The following is a 24,981-nucleotide window of genomic DNA, read 5'->3' as shown; positions in this document are numbered from 1 at the left end:
CCTAAACTCCAAGCTGCGCGGGTGGGTGAAAAGCTTTCCCGACCTGGCAACCGAGTTGCCAGAAACCCTGACCCTTGGTTAAGTCAAATAGAGAACAAATGCTATGAAACGGATTCTTCTGGGTACTCTGTTCACCGTGGTCTCGATCAATGCCATGGCCGAAGCGCCAGGCGGCCCGAACTGCGGTTGGGGCAACATGCTGTTCGAAGGCCAGCGCGGCACTCCGGCACACTTCCTGGCTTCTACCACCAACGGCACCTCCGGTAACGCCACCTTCGGCATGACCTCCGGCACCAACGGCTGCTCGACCAAGGCCTCGCTGACCTACGGCGGCAAGTCCTGGTTCGCCATGAACGGCATGATGAATGAGCTTTCCGAAGACATGGCCATGGGCCAGGGCGAAGCACTGACCACCTATGCCGTGGTTCTCGGCGTGGCCCCGGAAGACCGTGGCTACTTCGCATCGGTCACCCATCAGCACTTCAACCAGATCTTCAGCAGCGCCGACGTCACTGCCGAAACCGTCCACAGCAACACCCTGGCTGTTCTGAAGAACGACCCACGCCTGGCCAAATACGCAACCGAGGCCTGAGTGCAGCTGCTCCCGCCCCGGCCCCGGGGCGGGTTTCGCCTTTTTTCGGCATCGTTAAGAAGTAGTTGCCCGACATGCTCAAACGCTTCGTATCCCTGGCGCTGTGTGCCTGCGCCCCTGTTCATGCCGCGCCCGTGCTGGACCAAGGCCGTGTCCAGCAACTGGCCAACACCCCCTACTGGATTGCCCTGGGCCATTACGAAACCGCCAAGCTGGGTGGCTGGCGCAGCTATGTGGACGATGATGCGTTCTTCCTCGCCGAGGATGGCGCGCACCACCCCGACCAGGAGCTGCAAGCCACGGTCGAAGCGCTGTACGCCCCGGCCAGCCTCGGCGACAAACATGCCCAGTGCGTATTCCCGGCGCGCACCCGCTGGCTGCGCGAACAGCTCGACCTGCAAGACTTGCCGCAACCGGACTGCCAGGAATTCACCACCTGGTACCAGTCGATCGACCCGCACAGTGCGGCGCTGATCTTCCCGGCGGCCTACCTGAACAGCCCGTCATCGATGTTCGGCCACACCTTGCTGCGCATCGACCAGTCCAACACCCGCAGCGACGACACCACGTTGCTGAGCTACGCGATCAACTTCGGCGCCTACATCGAAGGCAGCGACAACAGCATCCTGTACGCCTGGAAGGGCCTGATGGGCGGCTACCCGGGCCTGTTCGCGCTGATGCCCTACCAGGAAAAACTGTCCGAATACCGCAGCCTGGAAAACCGCGACCTGTGGGAGTACCAGCTGGACCTGACCCCGGAAGAAACCGGGCGCATGGTCGAACATGTGTGGGAGCTGAAGCAGGTCCAGTTCGACTACTTCTTCTTCGACGAAAACTGCTCGTACCGCCTGCTGGAGCTGCTGCAGGTGGCCCGGCCGAGCCTGGACCTGACCTCGCAGTTCCCGCTGACCGCCATCCCGACCGACACGGTGAAGGCCGTGAAGCAGTCCGGCATGGTCGCCAGCGAGACGTACCGCCCCTCTCGCGAACGTGAACTGCTGGCTCGGGCCGAGCCGCTCGATCACGACGAAAAGCGCCAGGTGCTGGCTGCAAGCGCCGACACCGCGCACCTGCAGAGCCCCGAGTTCAAGGCCCTCCCCCGCCAGCGCCAGGCGCTGGTGCAGGATGCCGCGTACCGCCTGGAGCGTTACCGCGCCAATGGCCAGGAGCGCGACCCCGGGCAGGCGAAACGCAGCTTCGAACTGCTGCGGGCAATCAACAGCAACCCGCCACCGCCCCTGCAGATCGAGCGCCCGGGCCTGCCCGAGGACGGCCATGACTCGCGCACCTGGCAGCTTGGCGTGGGCACCCGCGAAGACCGCGCCTACGCCGAATACGGCCTGCGCATGGCCTACCACGACCTGAATGACAACGCCTATGGCTTCCCGCTGGGGGCGCAGATCGAGATCCTGCAGCTGAAGCTGCGCCAGTACGAAGGCAATGACTGGCAGGTGCAGCGCCTGGACCTGGCCACCATCCGCTCGCTGACGCCGCGCAACGAGCTGCTCAAGCCTTGGTCGTGGCAGGTGGCCGGCGGGCTGGAGCGCGTGCCGGGCAAGCATGATGACGAAGTGCTGGTGAGCCATGTGAACGGCGGGGCAGGCGGCACCTGGCAACTGGCCGACGGGTTGCTGGGCTTTGCCCTGGGCACGGTGCGGGTCGAGCACCACAATGATTTTGCCCAGTTCATCGCCCCGGCGGCGGGCTTCAATGGCGGGCTGCTGTGGCGCAACGGGCTGGGCAACATGACGCTGGAGGCCAAGGGCGACTACTTCACCAATGGCGAGGTACGGCGCAGTGTGAGTTTGAACCAGCAGTGGGAGATCAGCCAGAACCTGGGGGTGCGGTTGAGTGCTTCGCGGGAATTCAGCCACCTGGCTACGGCGCAGAACGAGGTGATGCTTGAGCTGAAGTGGTACCACTACTGAGGCCGCTTTGCGGCCTTTCGCGGGCATGCCCGCTCCCACAGGTACTGCACTGGCCTCGAATCCTGGGGTGATCCTGTGGGAGCGGGCGTGCCCGCGAATGGGCCAGTGAGGTCAGCAGAGCAGTGTGAACCAACCGACTCTTTGACACTGTTTTAACGCCCCCCCGACAAATCGCCACCTAGACTTTCCAGTATCAACCGGAGGGTTTTGTGGTTATGTCGCGGTACTGGTTCGGCGTGTGCATGGCGTTGTTGCTGTCTGGTTGCGAAACCACCCACGAGCAGATGGTCAACCAGGGTTATCCCCCCGCCTATGCCGATGGCTTCCAGGATGGCTGCAGCAGCGGCCGCCAGGCGGCAGGGCTGATGGTCGGCGGTTTTCGCAAGGACGTGCCGCGCTACCTGCACGAGCGCCAGTACGAAAGCGGCTGGGACGACGGTTTTCGCCAGTGCCACGCCATGCAGAACAGCGAAGAACAGCGCCAGTACCACGAGCGCTTCTGGGACCAGCGCGAGCGCGACTGGGAGCAGGAAAAGGACCGCGATGCCGCACGCGCCTATCGCCACAACTGAGTCGCAAACGGACATCCCTTGAAACCGGCGGCCTGCGATGATGGTCTCCTGCACAAGGAGGCCACGCATGAGCCGAGCATTCGTCAACGAAGACCAGGCCGCCGCCCAGGCTGATCAGCCAGTCGAGCGACGGGTCAGTGAACAACCCAACTACGTGACCGCCAGCGGCCTGCGCCAGCTGCAGGAGCGCGTGGCCGAACTGAACACCCTGCGCAGCGAACTGCAGGCACAGGGCGAACGTGGAGACAAGCAGCGCCTGGCGGATACCGAACGTGACCTGCGCTACTTCAGCGCGCGGGTGCAGAGTGCCCAGGTGGTGCCGGCGGCGACATCGCGCAGCAAGGTGCAGATTGGTAGCCGGGTGCGGTTTGTCGATGCGCAGGATCAGGAGCAAGTGGTAAGGCTGGTGGGCGAGGATGAGGCGGATGCCGGGCGGGGGTTGATCAACTGGGGTTCGCCGTTGGGGCGGGCTTTGCTCGGCGCGGGGCCTGGGGATGAGGTGGTCTGGCGGCGGCCGGTGGGGGAGCAGGTGATCGAGGTGATCGAAATTGAAGGTGGGCCCTAGGGGTCGCTTCGCGCCCCATCGCCGGCAAGCGCGGCTCCCACAGGAAGCGCGCAGCTCTCAAGCCTTGTTCAGTACCTGTGGGAGCCGCGCTTGCCGGCGATGGGCTGCAAAGCAGCCCCTAGGGCCTCGAATCAGACCACGCCCTGCGCCAGCATCGCATCAGCCACTTTCACGAAGCCTGCGATGTTCGCACCTTTGACGTAGTTGATGCTGCCATCCGCCTCTTCACCGTAATGCACGCAAGCATGGTGAATCGACTGCATGATGTTGTGCAGCTTGCTGTCCACCTCACCGGCAGTCCACAGCAGGCGCATGGCGTTCTGCGACATCTCCAGGCCCGACACGGCCACGCCGCCGGCGTTGGAGGCCTTGCCCGGGGCATACAGAATGCCCGCTTCCAGGAAGATATCCACAGCCTCCAGGGTGGTCGGCATGTTGGCGCCTTCGGCCACGCAGATGCAGCCATTGCGCAGCAAGGTGCGGGCGTCTTCGGCGTCCAGCTCGTTCTGCGTGGCACACGGCAGGGCGATGTCGCACGGCAGGCTCCACGGGGTCTGGCCCTTGCGGAACTCCAGGCCGAACTGCGCGGCCAGTTCGCTGATGCGGCCACGCTTGACGTTCTTCAACTCCATCACCGCATCCCACTGGGCATCGGTCAGGCCAGCTTCGGCGTACAGGGTACCTTCGGAGTCGGACAGCGAAATCACCTTGCCGCCCAGGTCCATGACCTTGCGCGCGGCATACTGGGCCACGTTACCCGAACCGGAAACCGCCACGCGGCAGCCATCGATACGCTTGTCCTGGCGCTTGAGCATTTCCTCGGCGAAGTACACGCAGCCGTAGCCGGTGGCTTCCGGGCGGATCAGGCTGCCGCCGTAGGTCATGCCCTTGCCGGTCAGCACCGAAGTGAACTGGTTGGCCAGGCGCTTGTACTGGCCGAACATGAAGCCGATTTCACGGGCACCCACGCCGATGTCGCCGGCAGGGACGTCCAGGTCTGCGCCAATGTGGCGGTACAGCTCGCTCATGAACGCCTGGCAGAAGCGCATGACTTCGGCGTCGCTCTTGCCTTTGGGGTCGAAGTCCGAGCCGCCTTTGCCGCCGCCCATGGGCAGCGAGGTGAGGGAGTTCTTGAACACCTGCTCGAAGGCCAGGAACTTCAGCACGCCCAGGTTGACCGACGGGTGGAAGCGCAGGCCGCCCTTGTACGGGCCGATGGCGCTGCTCATCTGGATGCGGTAGCCGCGGTTGACCTGCACCTTGCCCTGGTCATCGACCCAGGACACGCGGAACAGCACGGCGCGCTCGGGCTCGACCATGCGCTCCAGAATGCCGGCCTGCAGGTAATGCGGGTTGGCCTCGAGGAATGGCCACAGGCTGCGCAGCACTTCTTCCACAGCCTGGTGGAATTCAGGTTGGGCCGGGTCGCGTTGCTTCAGGCGCGCGAGGAAATTGTCGACAGATTCGATCATGGTAGACATCTCACCAAGAGGATTGGACTTATTGGTTTTTTTCACGAATGTACCAAGAAGCAATCGCACCGGAATAGGGCGAAATGTCGTTTTTTTGAAATTATTTGGTGCGTTTTCTATAAGTGTATACAAAACCCGGGGCGGCGGCGGCTTCATTCGCGGGCGCGCCCGCTCCCACAGGTTCACCACAGGCCTTGGGTTCCAGGGGCTCCTGTGGGAGCGGGCATGCCCGCGAATGAAGCCAGCACCACTTTCCAGCCAGGCACAAAAATGGGGCCTCAAAGGGCCCCATTCTTGTGCATCAGAACACCGGCTTACTGGGCCAGCTTCTTGTGCCGTACACGGTGCGGCTGGGCAGCAGCATCGCCCAGGCGCTTCTTGCGGTCGGCTTCGTACTCGGTGTAGTTACCCTCGAAGAACACCACGTTCGAGTCGTCTTCGTACGCCAGGATGTGGGTAGCCACACGGTCCAGGAACCAACGGTCGTGGGAGATCACGATCGCCGCGCCCGGGAAGTCCAGCAGGGCTTCTTCCAGCGAACGCAGGGTTTCGACGTCGAGGTCGTTGGACGGTTCGTCGAGCAGCAGGACGTTACCGCCCTCCTTCAGGGTCAGGGCCAGGTGCAGGCGGCCACGCTCACCACCGGACAGGTCCTTGACGAACTTCTGCTGGTCGCCACCCTTGAAGTTGAAGCGGCCCACATAGGTACGCGACGGGATCTCGTAGTTGCCGATGCGGATCATGTCGGACCCGTCGGAAACCTGCTGGAACACGGTCTTGCCGCCGTCCAGGTCCTCGCGGCTCTGGTCGACGCAGGCCAGCTGCACGGTTTCACCGATCTCGATGCTGCCCGAGTCCGGTTGTTCCTTGCCCATCAGCATGCGGAACAGGGTCGACTTACCGGCACCGTTACCACCGATCACACCGACGATGGCGCCTTTAGGCATGGAGAACGACAGGTTGTCGATCAGCACGCGATCGCCGTAGCCCTTGGTGACGTTCTTGAACTCGATGACCTTGTCGCCCAGGCGCGGACCGGCCGGGATGTAGATCTCGTTGGTTTCGCTGCGCTTCTGGAATTCCTGCGACTGCATTTCTTCAAAGCGCTGCAGACGGGCCTTGGACTTGGACTGGCGGGCCTTGGCGCCTTTGCGCACCCATTCCAGTTCCTCTTTCATGGCCTTCTCGTGGGCGCTCTGCTGCTTGGATTCCTGCGCCAGGCGCTCGGACTTGGCTTCCAGCCAGCCCGAGTAGTTGCCTTCGTACGGGATGCCGGCGCCGCGGTCCAGTTCCAGGATCCAGCCGGCAACGTTGTCGAGGAAGTAACGGTCGTGGGTAATGGCTACCACGGTGCCCGGGAAGTCGTGCAGGAAGCGCTCCAGCCAGGCCACCGAGTCGGCGTCCAGGTGGTTGGTCGGTTCGTCCAGCAGCAGCATGTCTGGGGCCGACAGCAGCAGGCGGCACAGGGCCACGCGGCGCTTCTCACCACCGGACAGGTGCTCGATGCGTGCGTCCCAGGCCGGCAGGCGCAGGGCGTCGGCGGCAACGTCCAGCTGGCGCTCAAGGTTGTGGCCGTCGGCGGCCTGCAGGATGGCTTCCAGCTTGGCCTGCTCGGCGGCCAGCTTGTCGAAGTCGGCATCCGGTTCGGCGTAGGCCGCATAGACCTCGTCCAGGCGCGCCTGGGCGTCCTTGATCACGCTGACCGCTTCCTCGACCACTTCGCGCACCGACTTGTTCGGGTCCAGTTGCGGTTCCTGCGGCAGGTAGCCAACGTTGATGTCGGGCATCGGACGGGCTTCGCCGTCGAATTCCTTGTCGACGCCCGCCATGATCCGCAGCAGGGTCGATTTACCGGCGCCGTTCAGGCCGAGCACGCCGATCTTGGCGCCCGGGAAGAACGACAGGGAAATGTTCTTGAGAATTTCCCGCTTCGGCGGCACGACCTTGCTCAGCCGATGCATGGTGTAGACGTATTGAGCCATTCTGGATACCCCAGTCTAAAGGTTAAGAAATACCGGGCAGCCCACGTGAATTTGACCGGGCTGCCATTTCCAAAAAATTCGTTGTCTGGCGTCGCGCTGTTAATTTGGGCTGCAAAAACGCGTAAACAGCCTTCTCGCCATGAAAATGATCCGTTGCGCAGCTGGCGAGGATTGGCCGGGGGTCTGGATGCGGTCGCTGGGTGGTGCAACGCAGTGAAGCAGCCTTTTCCGCCCTACCTCATGTTCTCGCTTCAAAAAATCGACCTCGCCATGACGCTCAGAGCCGGCAGGCTGCTCGCTCCTGTGGCGCCTGCGCCAGTCGTCGCCGCTGCCAAGCTGGCTATCATCTCAACTACGTGCGACACGCTCAACTGTTCGCCTGCTGGGTGGCAGAAAGGTAGTCATGTTCATCATTGGATAAAGGGAGGCTGAGCAAAGCGGAGTACGCCCCTCTGGTATAGACCAAGACGGGGCTTGGCCTGCGGACTGAGCATCACCAGCGAAAAACGTGAATTTTTCATTGCCGTGGGCGAGCGAATTGCCCGCCTGCGCAAAGAACACGGCATCAACCACACTCTGTTGCGCAGATGCTCGATGCCCTGATCGCTCAAGCCACGACCAAAGCAAGCAGCGAAGGAAAGGAGATTTTGCAGTAAGCAGATAAAACAACCTGTTATGACTTTGCCACCTTCACGCCAACTAGTTTGCAAATTAAGATCAAATAAATCATTCCGCTGATAGACTTATTCCCACTAAACTGAATAGGATCTTTTGACCAAAAATTACGTTGCTGAGTAAAAACAGAGCCCGCCTCTGTAGCGTTCCCTATTCCTTTTGCACCACTTGAATTAGCTCATTAAAAGTGCCTCCACTGCACTTCGGTCAGTCGACCGGAAGAAAACCTCCAATTGATGCGCCTCATCTCGCCCCCAGTCAAGAGCCGCGTCGCGCAACACCTCCAGATAAACCTTCAGGTCATCTACTGGCACGTTTGGAATAACTTCATGCACAAGAACCACCTTGCTGCATGGAATCCATTCAAGATCTCTCAAACAGTCGTAGAGTGCATCCCAATTGAATCCAAAATACCCTGGAAGCCATAGCTGGTAATATAGCGCGCTTAACAGCTCTTCCGAGAGAGAAATTTTCGGATCAATACGGACATAAAAGACTTCCGCAGCGTCGAATGAGGGCGTGAGATCGGAGTACTTGAATGGCAGCACTTCCACTCCTTGTTTTATTTATTGATTGGGATAAATATCTTGTAATGATCTGCAGAGTAGTATATCTCACCACCCTTCCCAACAACTATCCGCTGAGGCCCTGGCCCTGAAACACCTCTATACGACCAATGGCTGGCGGCTCTCCGACCTCCCGACACAAGTCAGTTACTATTGAACCACCTTCATTTTGACCAAGAGCCCAAACAAAATTCGACCAAGTATTCATTACTTAATAAATCCTGCCTTGCGATTTCTTTCCACTATTTTTTGAACAGTTTCATCCACAAGCTTTGAATCATAACCTCGACTGTTCAAATTTGCTCGTAGTGCATCTGTGTCGCGACAAACTGCACCGTACAGATCCGCTGCGTCTTGCTGAATCTGAGCAGGTGTATTTTTTCCGCCATAGATAGGACCTGCAATATGTACATCTCGCGGTACCTCCACAGCATTAGAGTTTCGGTAGAGAGTCTTGGTTTCCAGCTCGGTAAGGGGACGGCCCAACTCTGCTTCCTTTGCTGTGCGCAACGCAGCAAAGGAAGGGCTATGGTCGTGCTCTAGGCCATCTCCAACAACTTCTCTTGCCTTAAGATTTTCCAAAAGCACACCACATTCAGCCTAAGCCTCTACATCTAAACTTGCCGCTTAATTCTCAAGGATAAATAAAGTCGATGCAAATTTTAAATTTAATCAAGTCCAAGGCCACCTCACAGCCACTCCACGCTGGCAGCCCTCCTGTCAGTTTATTCTCAACATACCAACGACGCAACTCCACTAAAAGATCTAAAATATCTGTATTGACTCGCCCGCCTGCCGTAAACCAGGCAACGTTACCTTGTTCATCAATGTAGTCATACTCATACTCACAGCTATCTAGCTCCTGGGATAGTTGTGCACGCATAATAACTTTACAGGCTCCATCGGGAGCAATCTCAAACAGAATACCCCCAATGTCATTATAGATATCATCATCACTACGCATCAATTTACGCCCGGTGAGTTTTTAAATAAAATTTCTTTTGGACGAGCAATACCTATTGAACACTGCACGTTAAAGCTTTCTGGCCGAACAGTATTGCCAAAATAAATAGTCTCAATCTTTACGTTAACTTGCTTTCCCTCCTTGAATGCGGACGCCCATGTATTCCCCATAGATTTCCAAGTACCTTTATTCAAGTTTCCATTCATGGGAAGGAGGTTCAACCTCTCCCCAGGTCCGCTGAATATACTAGGCTCCGTACGAAAAGAGATGTCGCAAACACCACATGGAACAAGCCAGTGAGACCATGGCGGCATAGCTTTTCGCGAGCTTGTCGAAGCGTGTGACGATGCGGCGATTCTCTTTCAGCCAGCCAAAAATGCGCTCAATGATGTTGCGCTGTCAGTTTGGGCCGATCAAACAGTCTGGGTAAGCCAGGCTTGGGTTTGCGCTTCATTGAGCGCATCGGGAGGACGGGTTGCATACGGTACTGGTCGCAGTAACGGCGCAGCGTTTCGGCGTCGTAGCCCTTGTCGGCGAGCAACCATTTGCGGCGCTTGCGCGGGCGGCCACGTTGGTTCGATGGAATGCTGACTTCGTCCAGCAGTGGTTGTGCGTAGCTGATGTCACTGGCTTGACCGCCAGAGAGGAGGAAGCGCAACGGTGTCCCGTTGGCGTCGCAGAGCAAGTGGATCTTAGTTGTCGGGCCACCGCGACTGGGGCCTAGAGCGTGATCGGCAGGTTCGTCAGGCCCCCTTTTTTCCGAGCGCCAGATGAGGCTCGGGTTGCACGTACTGCGGTCGAGACGATCATCCAGGTTTGCAGATCAATCAAGCCTTGCTCATTCAATCTCAGGGGTAAGCGTTTGAGCATCTGATCGAATGTCCCCTGGTTTCGCCATCCGCGAAACCGTTGATACACCGTTGACCATGGGCCGAAGCGCTCCGGCATGTCTTGCCACGCAGCGCCCGAGCAGAGCACCCGGAGCACGCCATCGAGCATCAGGCGGTCGCTTAGACGCGGTCGCCCCCGACCATGAGTTTCGATGAAGAGATCAGAGACCACATCCCAGGCCTCGTCCGAGAGTTCGTAACGCTTTGCCATCACAGAACTCCGTTCCGTAGATGGCCGGAAACCCTACAGAATTTCAGCTTCCGAAGGGCGGCAATTGGGTTTCGAGGCAACCTCACCTGCGCCTTTTGCACCAACCGACCCCTAGGTTTTTATTTCTTCAATCCCACCAAGTGCTTAAATGGCCCCTCATCTAAATCAAACCCTAGATCTGTGATAAGTCTAACTGCCTCCTGGTACTCGTCGTCCGTAATAGAAATATCAAATTCACAAATGTGATCGCATAGTATCTCAAAGGCTAGGCCTTCCTCATTGTACGCGACATAGTCCAAAGCCCCTTGGAGCAGGCCAGCTTCCAATCGGCCGTCGAATTTCTTCCCGAATTCAATAATACGATCTGCAAACATAAAATTTACCTAATAGGTTTATAAGGCGGGACAGGAGCATCATCAGGAAACGCGGTAACCACCTTCCCAGTAGCTGGTTGGTATACAACTCGCATACGTACACCATCACGAGTTTCATAAGCAACCCATTTGGCAGGATCTCCCTTAGCCGTATAAGCCCCACCGGTTCCTGTTTGCGCGTACCACCAATCGCTGCCCGACAGCGCATAGACATCAAGGAAGCTCGCGTCCGCGTCGCTCTTCTGCGCGTCCACTACCCCCCTCATCATCGCAAGGGCGTAATCCGTTACCAGAAGTTCGTATTCCGCTTTGCTCAGCCTGCCGCTCTGGTACAGCTCAACAAGCTTTCCCCCAGCCTGTTTCTTCTGCTGCCGGTACTCATCACGAATGCCAACCTCGCAGCTGCCATTTCCACCACAGGCTTTATACCGCTCGTGCAATCATCAATGCTGCCAATACCGGCAAAAAATCTATTTTGCAAGTTTGGCTTTCAAGACTGCCCGATCAATCATGCCATCAGTAATGTAGGGTACAAAACCAAGCCTGTCTCCCATCTCAAAGCTCTTCTTGTAACCGTCCAATCGTTCAACGTCACCAGCTATTGCCAATGCAGCCAAGTGCCGAAGGGGCATCGCGCCTTTACTGTCAGTCGGCAGACTTCTATAAACCATCAGGCCGGACTCAATATTTTGAGAGCGTGCCCAAGACATGGCTTTCTCAGACATCCTGAGAACATCATCACTAGAGAATTCAGGCAACTTCTCTGGAGGCTCATTACTGACTATTACCGGCGAATATCCGCTCCCCTCTCCCCGCACAAACGCAACAGTTTCCGAGAATTCTTTGGTCGAAACCGATGGCATAAGTGACACCCGAAAATGATCCGAGCGCTTCTTCACAGACGGGATTACTTGAAGTTTAACCCCATCAACATCTGTCACGCAAAAATAATCCCCGACTTCATCCTTGCTACAAACCCAGCCCTGCTCCGTCAAAATTGAAGCCACATCTTTTTCCTTCATAACTTAGCACCAGGAAAATTCATTATCTCAATAGGGATACCGTTAGGATAACCTTGATCCTTTAGTGGTACGCCTGGCGTGAGGCCAAAACTTTCGGCAACTTTCCCCCTTGGAATTGAAGCCCCATCTTTTATTTGAGGGAAAATTTCTGACTGACGAATACTCAAGTCCGCGCCCCCTGTCTTAACCTCAATAATTCTCAAGGTCCCATCCGGTGCTTCGGCCACGATATCTGGCCTACAACGACCAGTTCCGCAGGAGCTACCGAATGATATTTCCTTTTCGCTGACTCTGAACCCTTGAGACGAAAGTTGATCCTTTATGTCATCCACCATATTCAAGTGATGATCATAGTGATCTTTGATGGTGACTTTCGGATCTGTTGCAGTACCTTTTGCACCGCTGGTAGCTTTGCCTAGTATCACTACCGCCGCTAATTTTACTACATCATCCCGCGTAGCACCTTTATCGACAAGGCTAATGATCCCTGGCACATCCACCGGCGCCAAGGTCGAGCCGAGCAAGCCGTCCTGACGTGCCCGTTCATTGATTGCCTCTTCAGTTAACCCTTGCCGTCTCCATTCCGCAATCAGCTCACTCGCTCTGATCGCGTTCACATACGGATTCGCAACAACGCCCATTGGCGACCAATCGCTGCCCGACAGCGCGTAGACATCAAGGAAGCTCGCGTCCGCGTCGCTCTTCTGCGCGTCCACTACCCCCCTCATCATCGCAAGGGCGTAATCCGTTACCAGAAGGTCATATTCCGCTTTGCTCAGCCTGCCGCTCTGGTACAGCTCAACCAGCTTTTCCCCAGCCTGCTTCTCCTGCTGCCGGTACTCATCACGAATACCAACCTCGCAGCCGCCATTTCCACCACAGGCTTTATACCGCTCGTGCAACTCATCAATACTGCCGATACCGGCGGCCTTGAGCTTCTCATACAACGCCCGGCTGGCGGCATCCAGCCGTTCAACGCCGTATTTGTTCGCCAGCAGGTTGTTTTCAACCGCGTTACGGCCCGCACCGGCACCCGCGACAGCCCCAGCGCTATTACCTTCCACCAGACCGCCCGAAAGCCCGGCCGCTAGCGTCGACAGCGCCGAAACGGTCTGTTTCTGCTCTTCACTGAGCGAGTTGCTATCGCTGGTGCCATACAACTGCTGAGTGATCAGGCGGGCAACCAGTTCGCCGCCGGCCGCACCCGCTGCCCCGGCTGCCGCCGAGTTGCCCTGCGCTTGGGCGACAACGGCACCCAACACTGCGTGGGCCATGACGTTGAGTGCAGCATTGTCACCAGTGGATTTCTTGATCACCTGCGCGAGGTACGGTGCCGATGCGCCTGCCAGCGCAGAACCGATATCACCACCCGCCAACCCTTGCAGTGCCGCTGTCACGGCCTGGGTCACGCGCTGGTAATCACCACTGGTGCCATACTTACCCATGATTCGCTGGTAAGCCTCGGTGGCGACCAGTTGTTTCTGGTACGCCTTCACCGCCTCCTTGCTTGCCCCTTCACCCGGCGCCACGATGCCGTGTGCTTCAAGTTCCGCACGCGCCTCCTGGTCAGCCTTCAGCTGCCCTTGGGTGCGGACGATGTCCGATACCTGTGTGCCGATTTCGCCAATAAGCTGAACCTGCTGCAGGCGCCGCTGTTCCTTCTCCTTGTCGAAGATCGGGCTGATGCTGTCGTTGGCATGCTCGACGTCGTGACTGAGGCTGGTCACATCCTGCTGCTGCCGGCCCGGGTCTCGGATTTCCAGCGTGCCTTCGGAAATGGCCGAAGATGTGGTGCCGCTGGCGCTGCCGCTGTGGTTATAGGCGATCAACGTGCCGCTTGGCATGTTGCTGGTGAAGGTGTCAGCACCACCGTTGCCACCGCTGATGCTGGCGCTGGCCAACTGGCTCTTGAACTCGGCCTTGTTGGCGATATCGCTCCAGCCCAGGGTGCCGGTGCTCAGGCGGTTCTTGTCGGCGTCGGCAGTACTGGCAATGACGCTGCCGTCAAGCTGGGTGTGCTTGCCCACATCGACCTGATAACCGCCCTTGCCGGCGAACAGACCGGTCTGCTCCTGCACGCTCTGGTAGTTGGAGTCGAGCTTGGTCTTGCTGACGCTGAGACTGCCGCTTGCCCCGCCCGCGCCGATGATGGTGACGCTCAACCCACCGCTGACATTGGCCTGTTTGGACTTGTAGTTGTCGGTGTCCTGCAGGCTTTGCAGCGTCAGGTCGCGCCCTACGTCGGCGGTGATTTTCGCGGCGTTGACCTGGGCCCCTTTGAGCGCCGTGTCCCGCCCGCTGAGCAGGGTCGCCTCATTGCCGGCGTCCAGTGTGGTTTCGGTCCAGGTCGTGCCGTTGCCTTTCTCGTTGCCGGCACCCTTGTTGGCATTGGCGAAGATGCTGAGACCGGCACCTTCGGAACCTACACCAATGCTGGCGCCGATGGCGCCGCCACTGCTGCTGTTCTTGCCATCGAGCTTTTGCGTATTGGCAGCAGCCTCAAGCTGGATGTCGCGTTCGGCGGACAACAGCAGGTCATTGCCGGCCTTGAGTTGACTGCCTTGTACCCGGATATCCCCGCCGCTGCCGGCCCCGTTGCCGGTGGCCACAATGCTCAGGTCGTTGCCACTGGTCAGGCTGCTGCCCTGGCTGACGGTCTGTTCCTGGGTCTGCCGCGAGCTCGACTTCTGCCCGCCCAGCGATAAGGCGATACCTACGAACTGGCCAGCATTATCCGCCGTCATGCCACCGCTCTGCTGGGCAGCCTGCCAGGCCTGAACACCGGTCAGCCCGGCCTTGATACCTTGGAGTGCAGAAAGCCGGCTGTCCTCTTCCCGGGTCGCTTGCTTGGTAGTCTGGTAAGCGGTGTCGATGGCACTGCCAACCGTACCGGACAGCGCCAGGGTCAAGCCGCTGCTCTTGCTCTTGGACGTCTGCTCGCTGGTGTTGTGGTTTTCAGCAGCAACGATCTCGACGTTCTGCCCGACCAGGGTGATGTCCTTGCCGGCGACAACCTCCGACCCCTTGATACCCAGGTCCTTGCCCGCCTCGATGGTGACATTGCCCAGCACGCTGCCAATGGTGCTGGCCTTGGCGTTCTCACTGGTGCTGGTCGAGGTTTTCTCCAGGCTGGTCGAGCCCAACGTGAAGCCGATGCCTCCACTGCTGAGCAGGCCCGATTTCTTCTTCGAGCTCGAGTGGCTTTGCTCGAACGTTTCGGTCGCGCTATCGATCTGCACGTTACGGCCCGCCAGCAGGCTGGTGTCGTTGGTGGACACGATGCTGCTGCCCGACACGCCGATATCCTGCCCGGCGCGAACGACCACCGTGTCACCACTGACCGACGAGCCCTGCTGAGTGATGGCCTTCGAACTGTCGATCCGGGCCTTCTGGCTGCTGGATAGCCCGGAGTGGCTGGTCTTGGTCTTGCGGTAGTAGCTGTAGTCGCTGTTCTCCTCAGCGACCAGCTGTACATCGCCACCGGCATAAAGGTAGGCCTCATCACCCGCCGTCACGCGGCTGGCGCTCAGTGCCAGGTCGTCGCCAGCCTTCAATGCCACATTGCCGCCAGCCACCACGGTGCTGCCCACCTGCTGGACATGGTCCTCCTGGCTGGTGACTTTCCGGGTCTTGCTCGCCGAGTGCTGCTCGTTGGCGGCCGCTGCCAGCTGCAGATCGCCCGTCGCCGCCATGGCCACATCCCGCTTGGCCTCGATCGCACTGGCCACCGCGCTGATATCGCGCCCGGCGCTGACGCTCAGGTCACGCCCGGCCTGCACGCTCGAGCCGTTCTGGGTCACGCTGCTGTCGGTGTGGCGCACGCCGCGGTCGTTGACCACCACCTGCTCGACCGAGGTCAGCTTCACATCGCGGCCGGCCTTCAGGCTGGTGTCGGCAGCGCTGCTGAGCACGCCGCCGTTGTTGCTCAGGTCGCGCCCGGCGTTGATCGCCAGGTTGTTCGCGGCTTCCACCCGGGCGGCGTTATCGACAAAGTCGCGCTGCTGGGCGTAGCTGCCGTTGCTGCTCTGGTGCGAAGTCAAAGTGCGTTCGTTGATCACGTCACGCACGGCGGCGAGGCTGACGTCGCGCCCGGCGATGATGCCGCCGGCCTTGTTCACCAGATCGTTGCCAGCCAGCAGGTCGAGGCGGTTGCCAGCCTCGACCAGGCCGCTGTTCACCATGTTGTTGCCGGCCTTGGCCGACAGGTTGTTGCTGGCGCGCAGGGTCCCGACGTTGTCGAGGTTCTGGCCGGCGATCAGGTTGACGTCGTTGCCGGCGATCAGAGCGCCGTTGGGGGCCAGACGGTTGTTGCCGTGCGCCAGATAGAGCACTGGCACCAGCACCTGCTCGCCATTCACCTCGGCGGTTTCCAGCCAGACGATGTCATGGGTCAGCGCCGCCACCTGTTCGGAGGTGAGGCTCACGCCCACTGCCAGGTTGAGCTGTTGCTTGCTCTGGATGGCATTGTCCATCAGGTACTTGAACAGCTGTTCGTCACTGTTCTGGCCATCGATAAAGCGTTGCCCGGTGCGGGCGACCACGGCCTGCTGGATCAGCTTCTGCTCGTAGAAGCCATCGCCCAGGCGCTTGGCACTTTCATCCGGGTCGTAGCCAAGGTTCGCCAGCAGGTAGTCGGAGCTCATGAACTGCTTGAGGTCGGTGAGCACCGGGTTGGTTTCGATCAGATACTTGTGCGGATTGCTGCGCACGCTGCTGTCGGGCAGGCCTTGCACGCGCTCGATGGTGAGCGGGCCTTGGCCGTTGAGCGTGGAGGCCTGGCTGATGCGGTCGTCCACCGCCGAGCGGCCGGGCAGCGCGGGGCTACCGGCGTTCCCGGGCAGGCTGGTGTCGACGGCGCTGGCACTACCGGCGACGTTCGCCTGGGTGCGATCGGCCGTATTCAGCGTGGTGCTGCTGCCTGCCGCTTGGTCGGCACCGCGGATGCTGACCGTGCGCCCCTGGGCCAGCGGCAAGGGTTGCTGGCGCTGCGCGACGCTCAGGCTGGCGCCGCCCATGCTCCAGCTTTGCGGGCCGCTGGCGGTCGTGCTGCCGGCCTCGCTGCTCAAGCGGAACAAGCCGTTCTGCCCAGTGGGTAGGCTGAAGCCGGGCAGCGCCAACGGGTTGACCTGTTGTTGGGCGAGGTCCGGCGGCAGCTGCTGGTTGAGTGTGATGCGGGTGGAAAACGCCGTACCGGGTGCGGTGGTATCGGTACGCGCGCCGCTACCGATGTAGGCGTAACCCGGGCGCACGACGCTGTTGTCGATGCCGTTGCCGGCGGTGATGTTCACCGCGCCATTGGCCTGCATGATGGCGGCATAGCTCTGGTCGCCAGCCGCTAGTTTGCGGGTGCTGCCAAGGCTCACCAGCTCCGCTTCGGTCATGCCGATGAACCTGGCCAGGTCAGCTTGCAAGCCACCCAGGTTGGCAGGGTCGTAACCAGCGCTCTCGTACCAGTACTTGCTGGTGATCGAGCTGGCCAGCTGGTACCAGGCCCCGGCGTTGCGGGTACGTTCGGAACGGAAGATGCGGGTGGTTTCGGTCTCGCCGGTTTCCACACCGCTGTTGGTCAGGTTATCGACGCTGGCCACCAGGTTACCGGCAGCGGCGATGGTGCTGCTGCTGTTGAGCAGGTCGCCGCCCCGGATGGTCAGGTTGCCGCCGGTGGTGATGCTGGAGGCGGCACTGGCGTCGGTCACCTCGAACTTGTCACGCTGGACGATCTCCCAGACGTGGTTGCGCTTGCCGCCGCAGTCGCCGGCGTTGTAGCCCTCGATGCAGGCCACCTCGCCAACGCGGGCGGTGTAGAGGCCCTTGTTGTCGGTCTGCAGCACCGCCCGCACGTTCTGAATGGTGCTCGCTGCCAGGCTCATCGACAGGTCGCTCTGCAGCGAGCCGGAACGGTTCACGATGCTGTTGGCCAAGCCGCCCTGGCCATCCCGGTCGATGGTCAGGGCGCCCAGGCTGTAGACGTCGGCATAGCTGTTGGTCAGGCTGGCGACCCGCAGGCCCATATCCCTGCCGCTGAAAATCAGGCCCTGGTCGCTGTTGACCAGGGCGCCGGTGGTCACGCTCAGCGCTTCGCCGGCACCCAGCGTGCCTTGGTTGTTGACGCCGCCTGCCACGAGGGTGAAGCCGGTAGCAGACGTCAGGCGGCCGGCACTGTTCAACTGCCCGACTACCGAGAGGCTGGTGGTGCCACCGCTGGCGATGCTGCCGGTGTTGCTCAGGTTGACCTGTGCGGCGCTCAGGCCAAGGTCGCCACGGCTGGTCAGGCGGCCGTTGCCGGCGTAGGTGCCAGCCAGATCGAGGCTGAGGCTGCCGTCACTGGCGATCAGGCCGTCGTTGCTCCAGTCGCTGCCGCTGCCGACCAGCGCTTCGCTGGCCAGCAACTGGCCGTTGGCGGTCTGGCTGAAGTTGCCGACATTGAGCGTCAGGCGCCCGGCCTGGATAACGTTGCTGTTGCTCCAGCTGTCAGCGTTGAGGGTGAGGCCGCCCCGGGTGACGATACTGCCGCCGGCGCCCGTGACATTGGCTGTGCTGATGTCGAAAGTGCCGCTGCCCACGTGCAGCAGGCTGCCGCCAGCGTTGAGGAAACTGCCAACGCCTAGGCTGAGGTCGCTGTTGGCGGTTTCCAGCGTGCCGTTGCGGTTGTCGAACGGGCCGCCGATCTGCAGGCGGGTGGCGCCGCTTGTGCCCAAGGCACGCAACTGGCCGGTCTGGTTGTCGAGGCTGGCCGCCTTGATGACCAGGGTACTGTCGCTTTCAATGATGCCCAGGCGGTTGTTCAGCGCACCGCTGAGGCCCAGGTCGATGCGTTGGCCGGCGATCTGGCCATCGTTGTCGCCGCTGTTGTCGAAATTGCCACCTGTAACCTTGACCAGCCCTTGGGCATAAAGGCCGCCGTTGCGGTTGTCGAAATCGGCGGTGCTGACCAAGGCATCGCCAGCTTGTGCAGCAATTCGCCCGCCATAGTTGTCGATGCCACCCAGTACCTTGAGGTCGAGAGCCTGGGCCTGGGTGACGCCACCCTGGCGGTTGTAGTTCAGGTCATAACCGTTGTTCAGCACACCGCGCAGGTCGGCGACCAACTTGCCTTGCAGGCTGGAAAGCACGCCGCCACGGTTGTCCAGGTTGCCGGCCGTGACGTCGAGGTTGCCAGCGTCGGCCAGGATACGGCCACTCTGGTTGTCGACATCACCGGTCACCAGTTGCAAGGCACCCTGGCTCTGCAAAGTGCCCTTGGTGTTGCCAAAGCTGGCGGCACGCACATCGGCGCCGCCGTTCTGGCTGTAGATCAGGCCGTCGGCGCTGTTGAGCAGTTGGCCGTCAACGCCCAGGGTCAGTTGCTGGCTGGCCGCCACGGTACCGCGATTGCGGTTGTCCAGGCTGCTGGCGAACAGGCTCAGCAGGCCCTGACTCGCGATCTGGCCACCCTGGTTGTCGATTTGCGTGGCATTGTCGATGCGCAGGGGGCCGGCGCTGGCAAGCTTGCCGTTGTTGTTGGCAAGGGCGCCGAGCAGCTTGAGGGTGACGGCCGCATTGCCAATCAGGCTGCCGGCGCTGTTGTCCAGGCTACCGGCATTCACATCGAGTGCCTGACGGGCGCTGATGCTGCCGGCGCCGTTGCCCAGGGCCATGGCGTTGAGGGCCAGCGCCGCGCCGCTGTCGATCAGGCCACCCTGGCCGTTGTTCAGCAGCCCGCTGATGGTCAGGCGCTGCGCGCCGCCACTGGACAGGATGCCGGCACCACTGTTATCGAGGTTCGCCGCTGCCACGTTCAGGGTTTGCTGGCTGACCAGCGCGCCACCCGCGCTGTTCTGCAGGTCGCCGCTGACTGCGGCGTCCAACGCGCCATCGCGGCTGGACAGGGTGCCCTGGTTGCGGTTGTCGAGGCTGCCCAGATTTACGCCCAGGCCTTGCCAGCCCGAGACCAGTCCACCCTGGTTCAGCAGGCGCTGGGCGGTGACATTCAGCTGGCCGCTGCTGATCAGCTTGCCAGCGCTGTTGTCCAGGGCACGGCCGGCCAGGGCAAGGTCCTGCCGCGAGGAAATTTCACCGCCGCGGTTGCTCAGGTCGCGCAGGCGGTCGAGGGCCAGCGGGCCATCGGTGGTGATCAGGCCACCATCGTTGTTCAGGTCGCCAGTGGCACTGCCGAAATCGATGCGAATGGCGTTGCCCAACAGCGAGCCTGCCTGGTTGTCGACAGCGTGGGCTGCAATGTCCAGCAGGCCAGCGGCGTTGATCAGGCCTTGCTGGCTGTTGTTCAGGCTGTCGGCCAACTGCAGGTCGAGGCCACCACGGCTGGTCAGCGTGCCACCGGTATTGTCCAGGCTTGCAGCACGGGTATGCAGGGTTTCGGCAGCGACCAGGCCTTTGATGTTTTGCAAGGCCTGGTCGATACGCAGGGTCAGCGCCTGATTGCTCAGCACCTTGCCGCTGCTGTTGTCCAGGCTGCGAGCAGCCAGGGTGACGGCCTGAGCCGAGGAGATCTCGCCGCCCTGGTTGTTCACCCCATCGAGGTTCTTCAGCACCAGCATCGGGGCGTTGATCAGCCCGTGGCGGTTATCCAGCTGGCCATGGTTGAGGTCCAGGGTCAATGCGCTGTTGCTGAACAGCTGTCCACCTTGCTGGTCAAGGCCGCTGGCGTTGACCAACAGGGCGCCGACGCTGGCAATTCGGCCGCCATCGCGGTTGCTCAGCTGGCCGGTGATCAGGCCCAGGCTGGCGCCGCTGTCGATCCGGCCTTTGCGGCTGTTGTCGAGACTGCCGGCGTCGATGCTGGCCGGCCCCTTGGCGCTGATGGTTCCCAGGTCGGTGTTGGTGACCTGACCCGCGCTCAGTTGCAGCGCCGCATCGGTGACCAATTCCCCGCCCTGGTTGAGGACGTTGCCGGTGTGCTTGAGGGTCATCGCCCCCGCGCTGGAAACACTGCCGCCGCGGTTGTCGAGTGCGTTGCTCGCCAGGCCCAAGCTACCTTCGGCACTGATCAGGCCCTGACGGTTGTCGAGTGTGCCTTGTAGCGTGGCATCGATGGCGTGCTGGCTGAGCAGCAGGCCGCCGACGTTGTCCAGGCTGTTGCCGGTCAAGCCTAGCCCGGCCTTGCCCGAGAGCATGCCTTTGCTACGGTTGATCACCTCGGCGACGGCGACTTGCAGCTTGCCGTCGGCCAGCACCTTGCCGCCGTCACTGTTGTCCAGGCGGGTACCGCCGAGGATGACGTCTGCCTTGCTCGACAGCTCCCCGGCGCGGTTGTCTACCGCCGCCACCTGCAAGTCCAGGCCCTGGCTCGCACCGATCAGGCCACCCTGGCGGTTGTCGAGCTGGTCACCGGACAGTTTCAGGTACCCAGAGGCAACCAGCACACCGGCCTGGTTATCGAGGGTACCAATTCGCGCTTGCAACTCGCCCGCAGCGGAAACCTGCCCCTGCTGGTTCAGCAGGCTGCCGGCCTGCATGTGCAGGCGATCATCTGCGATCAGCGTACCGCCCTGATTACGCAGTTCGCCGTCGACGGCCAGGCCCAGGCCGGCGCGGCTGCTGATCAGGCCCAGGTTGTTGTCTAGGCTGGCGCTGCGCAGGTCCAGGCCACTGGCCGCTACCAGGCCCTTGAGGTTGTTAAGTGCCTGGTCGATGCGCAGGGTCAGGCCTTGCTGGCCGATCAGCCGGCCGTTGCTGTTGTCCAGGCTGCGTGCTGCCAGGGTGAATGCTTGGGCACTGGAGATTTCGCCTTGCTGGTTATCCACCTTGGCAAGGTTGTTCAGCACCAGCAGTGGCGCGTTGATCAACCCCTGCCGGTTGCGCAGCTGGCCGTGGTTCAGGTCGAGGGTCAGCGCAGTTTTGCTGAACAGTTGGCCACCGTCCTGAGCGAGGCCGGTGACGCTGGCGACCAGCGCCTTTTCACTGGCGATGCGGCTGCCCTGGCCGTTATTGAGCTGGCCGGCCTCAAGGTCGAGGCGGTCGCCACTGACCAGTTGCGCGCCCTCGCCGTTGTCGAAGGTGCCGGTAACGACCTTGGCCGCGCCTTTGCTGCTGAGCAAGCCGGCCTGGCCGTTGTCGAGGCTTTGGCTGGTCAGCGCCAGACCGGCGTCGGTAGTGATCGAGCCGTTGCGGTTGAGCAGCGTGCCGGCGCTGGTCAGCGAAAGGCCGGCAGCGCTGGAGAGCTTGCCGCTGCTGTTGTCCAGCTTGCCGACGGTAACGCCCAGGCGCCCTTCGGCACTGATCAGTCCCTGCTGGTTGGTTAACCCGCCAACCAGGCCAACGTCCAGGTCGCCACCACTGACCAGACGCCCTTGGCCGTTGTCCAGCTGCTGGCCGCTTAGGGTCAGCGGCCCGGTGGCCGACAGAAGGCCCAGGTTGCGGTTGAGCACCTCGGTCATCTGCAGTTGCAGGGCGCTGCCGGCCAGGACCTTGCCGCTGTTGCTGTTGTCCAGGCGGGTGCCTTGCATGGCCAACGCCTTGGTGGTGGAGATTTCTCCGCCACGGTTGTCGATTTCGGCAACATTCAGCCGTAACGCGCTGATGCCACCGATCAAGCCTTTGGCGCGGTTGTCCAGGTGGCTGCCGGCCAGCAACAGGTCGCCCTGGGCAACCAGCTCGCCACCTTGGTTGATCATTTGCCCGAACTGGGCCACCAGTGTGCGCTGACTGGAAATACGACCGCCGCTATTGTCCAGGCTGCCGGCTTGCAGGCGCACCGGCCCGGCGGCGCTTAGCAGGCCACCACGGTTGTCCAGTTGCAAACCCTTGTAGCTGAGTGCGGCCAGGCTGTTCAGCAGCCCTTGCTGGCGGTTGTCCAGTTGCTCGACATTCAGGCTCGCCTGCTGGCCGGCGCGCAGTTTGCCGGCACGGTTGTCGAGTTTGGCCGCGCGCAGGTCGATGTTGCCTTTGGCGCTGATCTCGCCTTGCTGGTTGTCCAGCAAGTGGGTGACCTCGGCGCTCAGGCCCGCGTCGCTGACCAGGTTGCCGGCCTCGCGGTTGTCCAGGCTGGCGGCCTGCAGGTGGACGCCCCCGGCCGATCCGAGCAGGCCTCGGCGATTGTCCAGGGCGTCGCCCAGCGCTACCTGCAAGGCCGCATCGCCGGTGACCTGGCCACCGCGGTTGTCGAGGCTGCCACCTTTGAGAGTGGTGGTACCGACGCTGGAAATCTCGCCTGACTGGTTGTTGCTGTTACCGGTCACTTGCAGCGCCAGGTCGGCACGGCTGGTCAGGGTACCCGCATGGTTATCCAGGCTGGCGGCACGCACATTGATGCCGTTAGCGGAAACCAGCCCGCCGTCGTTGTTCAGTGCCTGGTCCAGATGCAGGCTCAGGTTCTGGTTGCCGAGCAGCTTGCCAAGGCTGTTGTCGAGACTGCGCGCCACCAGCGCAAACGCTTGGGCGCTGGAGATTTCGCCCTTGTGGTTATCCACCGTGTCGAGGTTGTTCAGGGTCAGGCGTGGCGCATTGATCAGGCCACCCTGATTGTTCAGGTGGCCTTTGTTCAGGTTCAGGCTCAGCTCGCTGACGCTGGTCAGGCTGCCGCCGTTGTGCTGGTCGAGGCCCGTGACACTGGCGCTTAGTGCCTGGTTACTGGCAATGCGCCCGCTGTCGCTATTGTTTACCTGGCCAGCGTTGAGGTTCAGGGTCTGCAGACTGGTCAGCTGGCCACCACGGTTATCCACCGCGCCGCTGGCCGTCAGAGCCAGGTGCTGGCCCGCGCGCACGCTACCGGCGGCGTTGTCCAGCTGGCCAACCTTGGCGTTCACGCTGGCGCCGTCGATCAGCCCGCCTTGGGCATTGTTCAGGCGTGAGGCTGTGAGGTCCGCCTGGCCGCTGCTGAGCAGCCTGCCGGCGTTGCGATTGTCGAGGGTATCGGCGCTTGCGCTGAGGCGAGACCGGGCGCCGAGCGTACCGCCCTGGTTGTTCAGGCTTTGCTGCGCCGTGACGCTCAGATCGCGGCTGGCCACCACAGTGTTGCCATGGTTATCGATGTGCCTGGCGTTCAGGCGTGCGTCGCCGGTGGTGTTGCGGCTGTTGTCGGCGTTGACGCCCGCTTCGATGATGCCTTGGTTGCTCAGCCGCCCAGCGCTGTCCAGGCTGATGCGTTGCCCGGCAGCGAGCGACTGGCGATTGTTCAGGTCGCCCTGGGTGCGCACTTTCAGTTCGTTGCCGGCATATACCCCGCCCTGGGCATCGAGCTGGCTGGCCGTGATCGCCACCGAGCCCTTGGCTGCGGTGGCCTCGGCCATGCGCAGCTGGCCGTTGGCATCGAGTTGGATATCGCCGCCGCTGGCAATCAGCTTGCCGTCGAGCTTCACCCCCACGCCGGCTTCGGTACCTACCAGCTTGATGGTGTTGGCGTACATGCCGCCCAGTGCCGAGGAATCGATGGCCAACTGCGGCGCCTGGGCCGAGTCGGCGGCACGTGCGGTGGCGGCCAGGCTCTGCGCATCGACGTCGTTGCTGCCGGCGACCACCGCCAGCTGGCGGGCCTGGATCTGGGCGTTGATTCTGGCGCTGCGGGTGATGATCTCGAACTGGTCGATGTTGCTGGCATTGAGCCCGGCGCCTTCGATGGCGACACTGCCTTGCTCCACCTGATAGCGCTGCAGTTGCCCATTTTCGACTACCGGCTTGCCGGTCGTCAGCGTGGCCCTGGGCGTATTGATGAAACCGCAGCCGTTGCAGGTTACGCCATAGGGGTTGGCGACAATGACATGCGCCGACTGCCCGGCCACCTCGGTGTAACCCTTGAGCTGGCTCGGGTTGCCACCATTGACCTCGTTGAGGATGGTGCTGGCCGCACGGCCGCCCAGGTTGCTGTTGCCGAGAACGATGCCGCCCAGCTGGGTGGCCTGGGTGCGGCCGGTGGCGTTGTTGAGGATTACGCCTTGCTGGCCGACGTTGTAGTCACTGAACTTGTTGTGCGACAGCCCAGCGCCGCTGGGTGCAGCGATATTGACGATGGGCACGCCGTTGCCTGCCTGGCCGAGGCTGGTGCCACTGCCGTTGACCACGATGCCGTCGGCCATGGCCACCAGCGGCTGCCAGAACATCATGTTGGCCAGCATGAAAGCCAGCCCACGCTTGGACAGGCCCCAGAAGGTGCGGCGTGTTTGCAGGGCAGCCGAAGGCTGACGGGCCAGGAAGGCAAATTGACGAACGTCCATGTCGGTACTCGGGAAAAGCG

The 24,981-nt window shown here is 61.3% G+C and carries 13 protein-coding genes and 2 pseudogenes; 4 read left to right on the top strand and 11 right to left on the bottom strand.

Annotated elements, in window-relative coordinates; genetic code table 11:
• The first annotated feature begins 103 nt into the window (after positions 1-103).
• The 4 genes from CAG34_RS22925 (at position 104) to CAG34_RS22910 (ending at position 3,657) form a co-directional block, all read left to right on the top strand.
• Positions 104-592, top strand: coding sequence for a DUF3015 domain-containing protein (locus tag CAG34_RS22925; protein WP_003256313.1), 489 nt, complete (start codon positions 104-106; stop codon positions 590-592).
• Between the two features lie 74 nt (positions 593-666).
• A complete protein-coding gene (locus tag CAG34_RS22920; protein WP_085592574.1) occupies positions 667-2,520 on the top strand; it encodes a DUF4105 domain-containing protein in 1,854 nt (617 codons plus the stop codon).
• Between the two features lie 215 nt (positions 2,521-2,735).
• Entirely contained in the window at positions 2,736-3,092 is a 357-nt protein-coding gene (locus CAG34_RS22915; protein WP_025337630.1) for a hypothetical protein, read from the top strand.
• A 67-nt stretch (positions 3,093-3,159) separates the two neighbouring features.
• Positions 3,160-3,657 carry a GreA/GreB family elongation factor gene (locus CAG34_RS22910; RefSeq protein ID WP_085592572.1) on the top strand — a complete coding sequence of 166 codons (498 nt, stop codon included), beginning with the start codon at positions 3,160-3,162 and terminating at the stop codon, positions 3,655-3,657.
• Positions 3,658-3,788: 131 nt separating this feature from the next.
• Here CAG34_RS22910 and gdhA read toward each other — a convergent pair whose 3' ends face one another.
• The 11 genes and pseudogenes from gdhA to CAG34_RS22855 form a co-directional block, all read right to left on the bottom strand.
• Positions 3,789-5,129, bottom strand: a complete 1,341-nt coding sequence (gene gdhA, locus CAG34_RS22905; RefSeq protein ID WP_085592570.1) for an NADP-specific glutamate dehydrogenase — start codon at positions 5,127-5,129, stop codon at positions 3,789-3,791.
• Between the two features lie 314 nt (positions 5,130-5,443).
• Complete coding sequence (gene ettA, locus CAG34_RS22900; protein WP_015268893.1) at positions 5,444-7,111, bottom strand: energy-dependent translational throttle protein EttA; 1,668 nt, start codon at positions 7,109-7,111, stop codon at positions 5,444-5,446.
• Positions 7,112-7,959: 848 nt separating this feature from the next.
• Positions 7,960-8,334 (bottom strand): barstar family protein, encoded by a 375-nt coding sequence (locus CAG34_RS22895; RefSeq protein WP_085592568.1) that lies wholly within the window; start codon positions 8,332-8,334, stop codon positions 7,960-7,962.
• Positions 8,335-8,559: 225 nt separating this feature from the next.
• Positions 8,560-8,934 carry a hypothetical protein gene (locus CAG34_RS28605; RefSeq protein ID WP_143516531.1) on the bottom strand — a complete coding sequence of 125 codons (375 nt, stop codon included), beginning with the start codon at positions 8,932-8,934 and terminating at the stop codon, positions 8,560-8,562.
• A gap of 52 nt (positions 8,935-8,986) precedes the next feature.
• Entirely contained in the window at positions 8,987-9,316 is a 330-nt protein-coding gene (locus tag CAG34_RS22885) for a hypothetical protein (protein ID WP_085592564.1), read from the bottom strand.
• Positions 9,316-9,630 carry a DNA/RNA non-specific endonuclease gene (locus CAG34_RS29520; RefSeq protein ID WP_085592562.1) on the bottom strand — a complete coding sequence of 105 codons (315 nt, stop codon included), beginning with the start codon at positions 9,628-9,630 and terminating at the stop codon, positions 9,316-9,318. The genes CAG34_RS22885 and CAG34_RS29520 overlap by 1 nt, the downstream gene beginning before the upstream one ends.
• A pseudogene (locus tag CAG34_RS22875) lies at positions 9,563-10,417 on the bottom strand (IS5 family transposase). The gene CAG34_RS29520 and the pseudogene CAG34_RS22875 overlap by 68 nt, the downstream one beginning before the upstream one ends.
• Before the next feature lie 119 nt (positions 10,418-10,536).
• Positions 10,537-10,791, bottom strand: coding sequence for a MafI family immunity protein (locus CAG34_RS22870; protein ID WP_075043697.1), 255 nt, complete (start codon positions 10,789-10,791; stop codon positions 10,537-10,539).
• Between the two features lie 5 nt (positions 10,792-10,796).
• Positions 10,797-10,997 (bottom strand): annotated as a pseudogene (locus CAG34_RS22865) (hypothetical protein); the annotation flags it as partial.
• A gap of 264 nt (positions 10,998-11,261) precedes the next feature.
• Entirely contained in the window at positions 11,262-11,813 is a 552-nt protein-coding gene (locus CAG34_RS22860; protein ID WP_085592560.1) for a hypothetical protein, read from the bottom strand.
• A complete protein-coding gene (locus CAG34_RS22855) occupies positions 11,810-24,961 on the bottom strand; it encodes a hemagglutinin repeat-containing protein (protein WP_085592558.1) in 13,152 nt (4,383 codons plus the stop codon). Before CAG34_RS22855 ends, CAG34_RS22860 begins: the two co-directional genes overlap by 4 nt.
• Between the last annotated feature and the right edge of the window lie 20 nt (positions 24,962-24,981).

The organism is Pseudomonas sp. B14(2017), assembly GCF_002113255.1.
Taxonomy (GTDB): domain Bacteria; phylum Pseudomonadota; class Gammaproteobacteria; order Pseudomonadales; family Pseudomonadaceae; genus Aquipseudomonas; species Aquipseudomonas putida_Z.
This window is presented reverse-complemented; position numbering and strand designations above follow the sequence as displayed.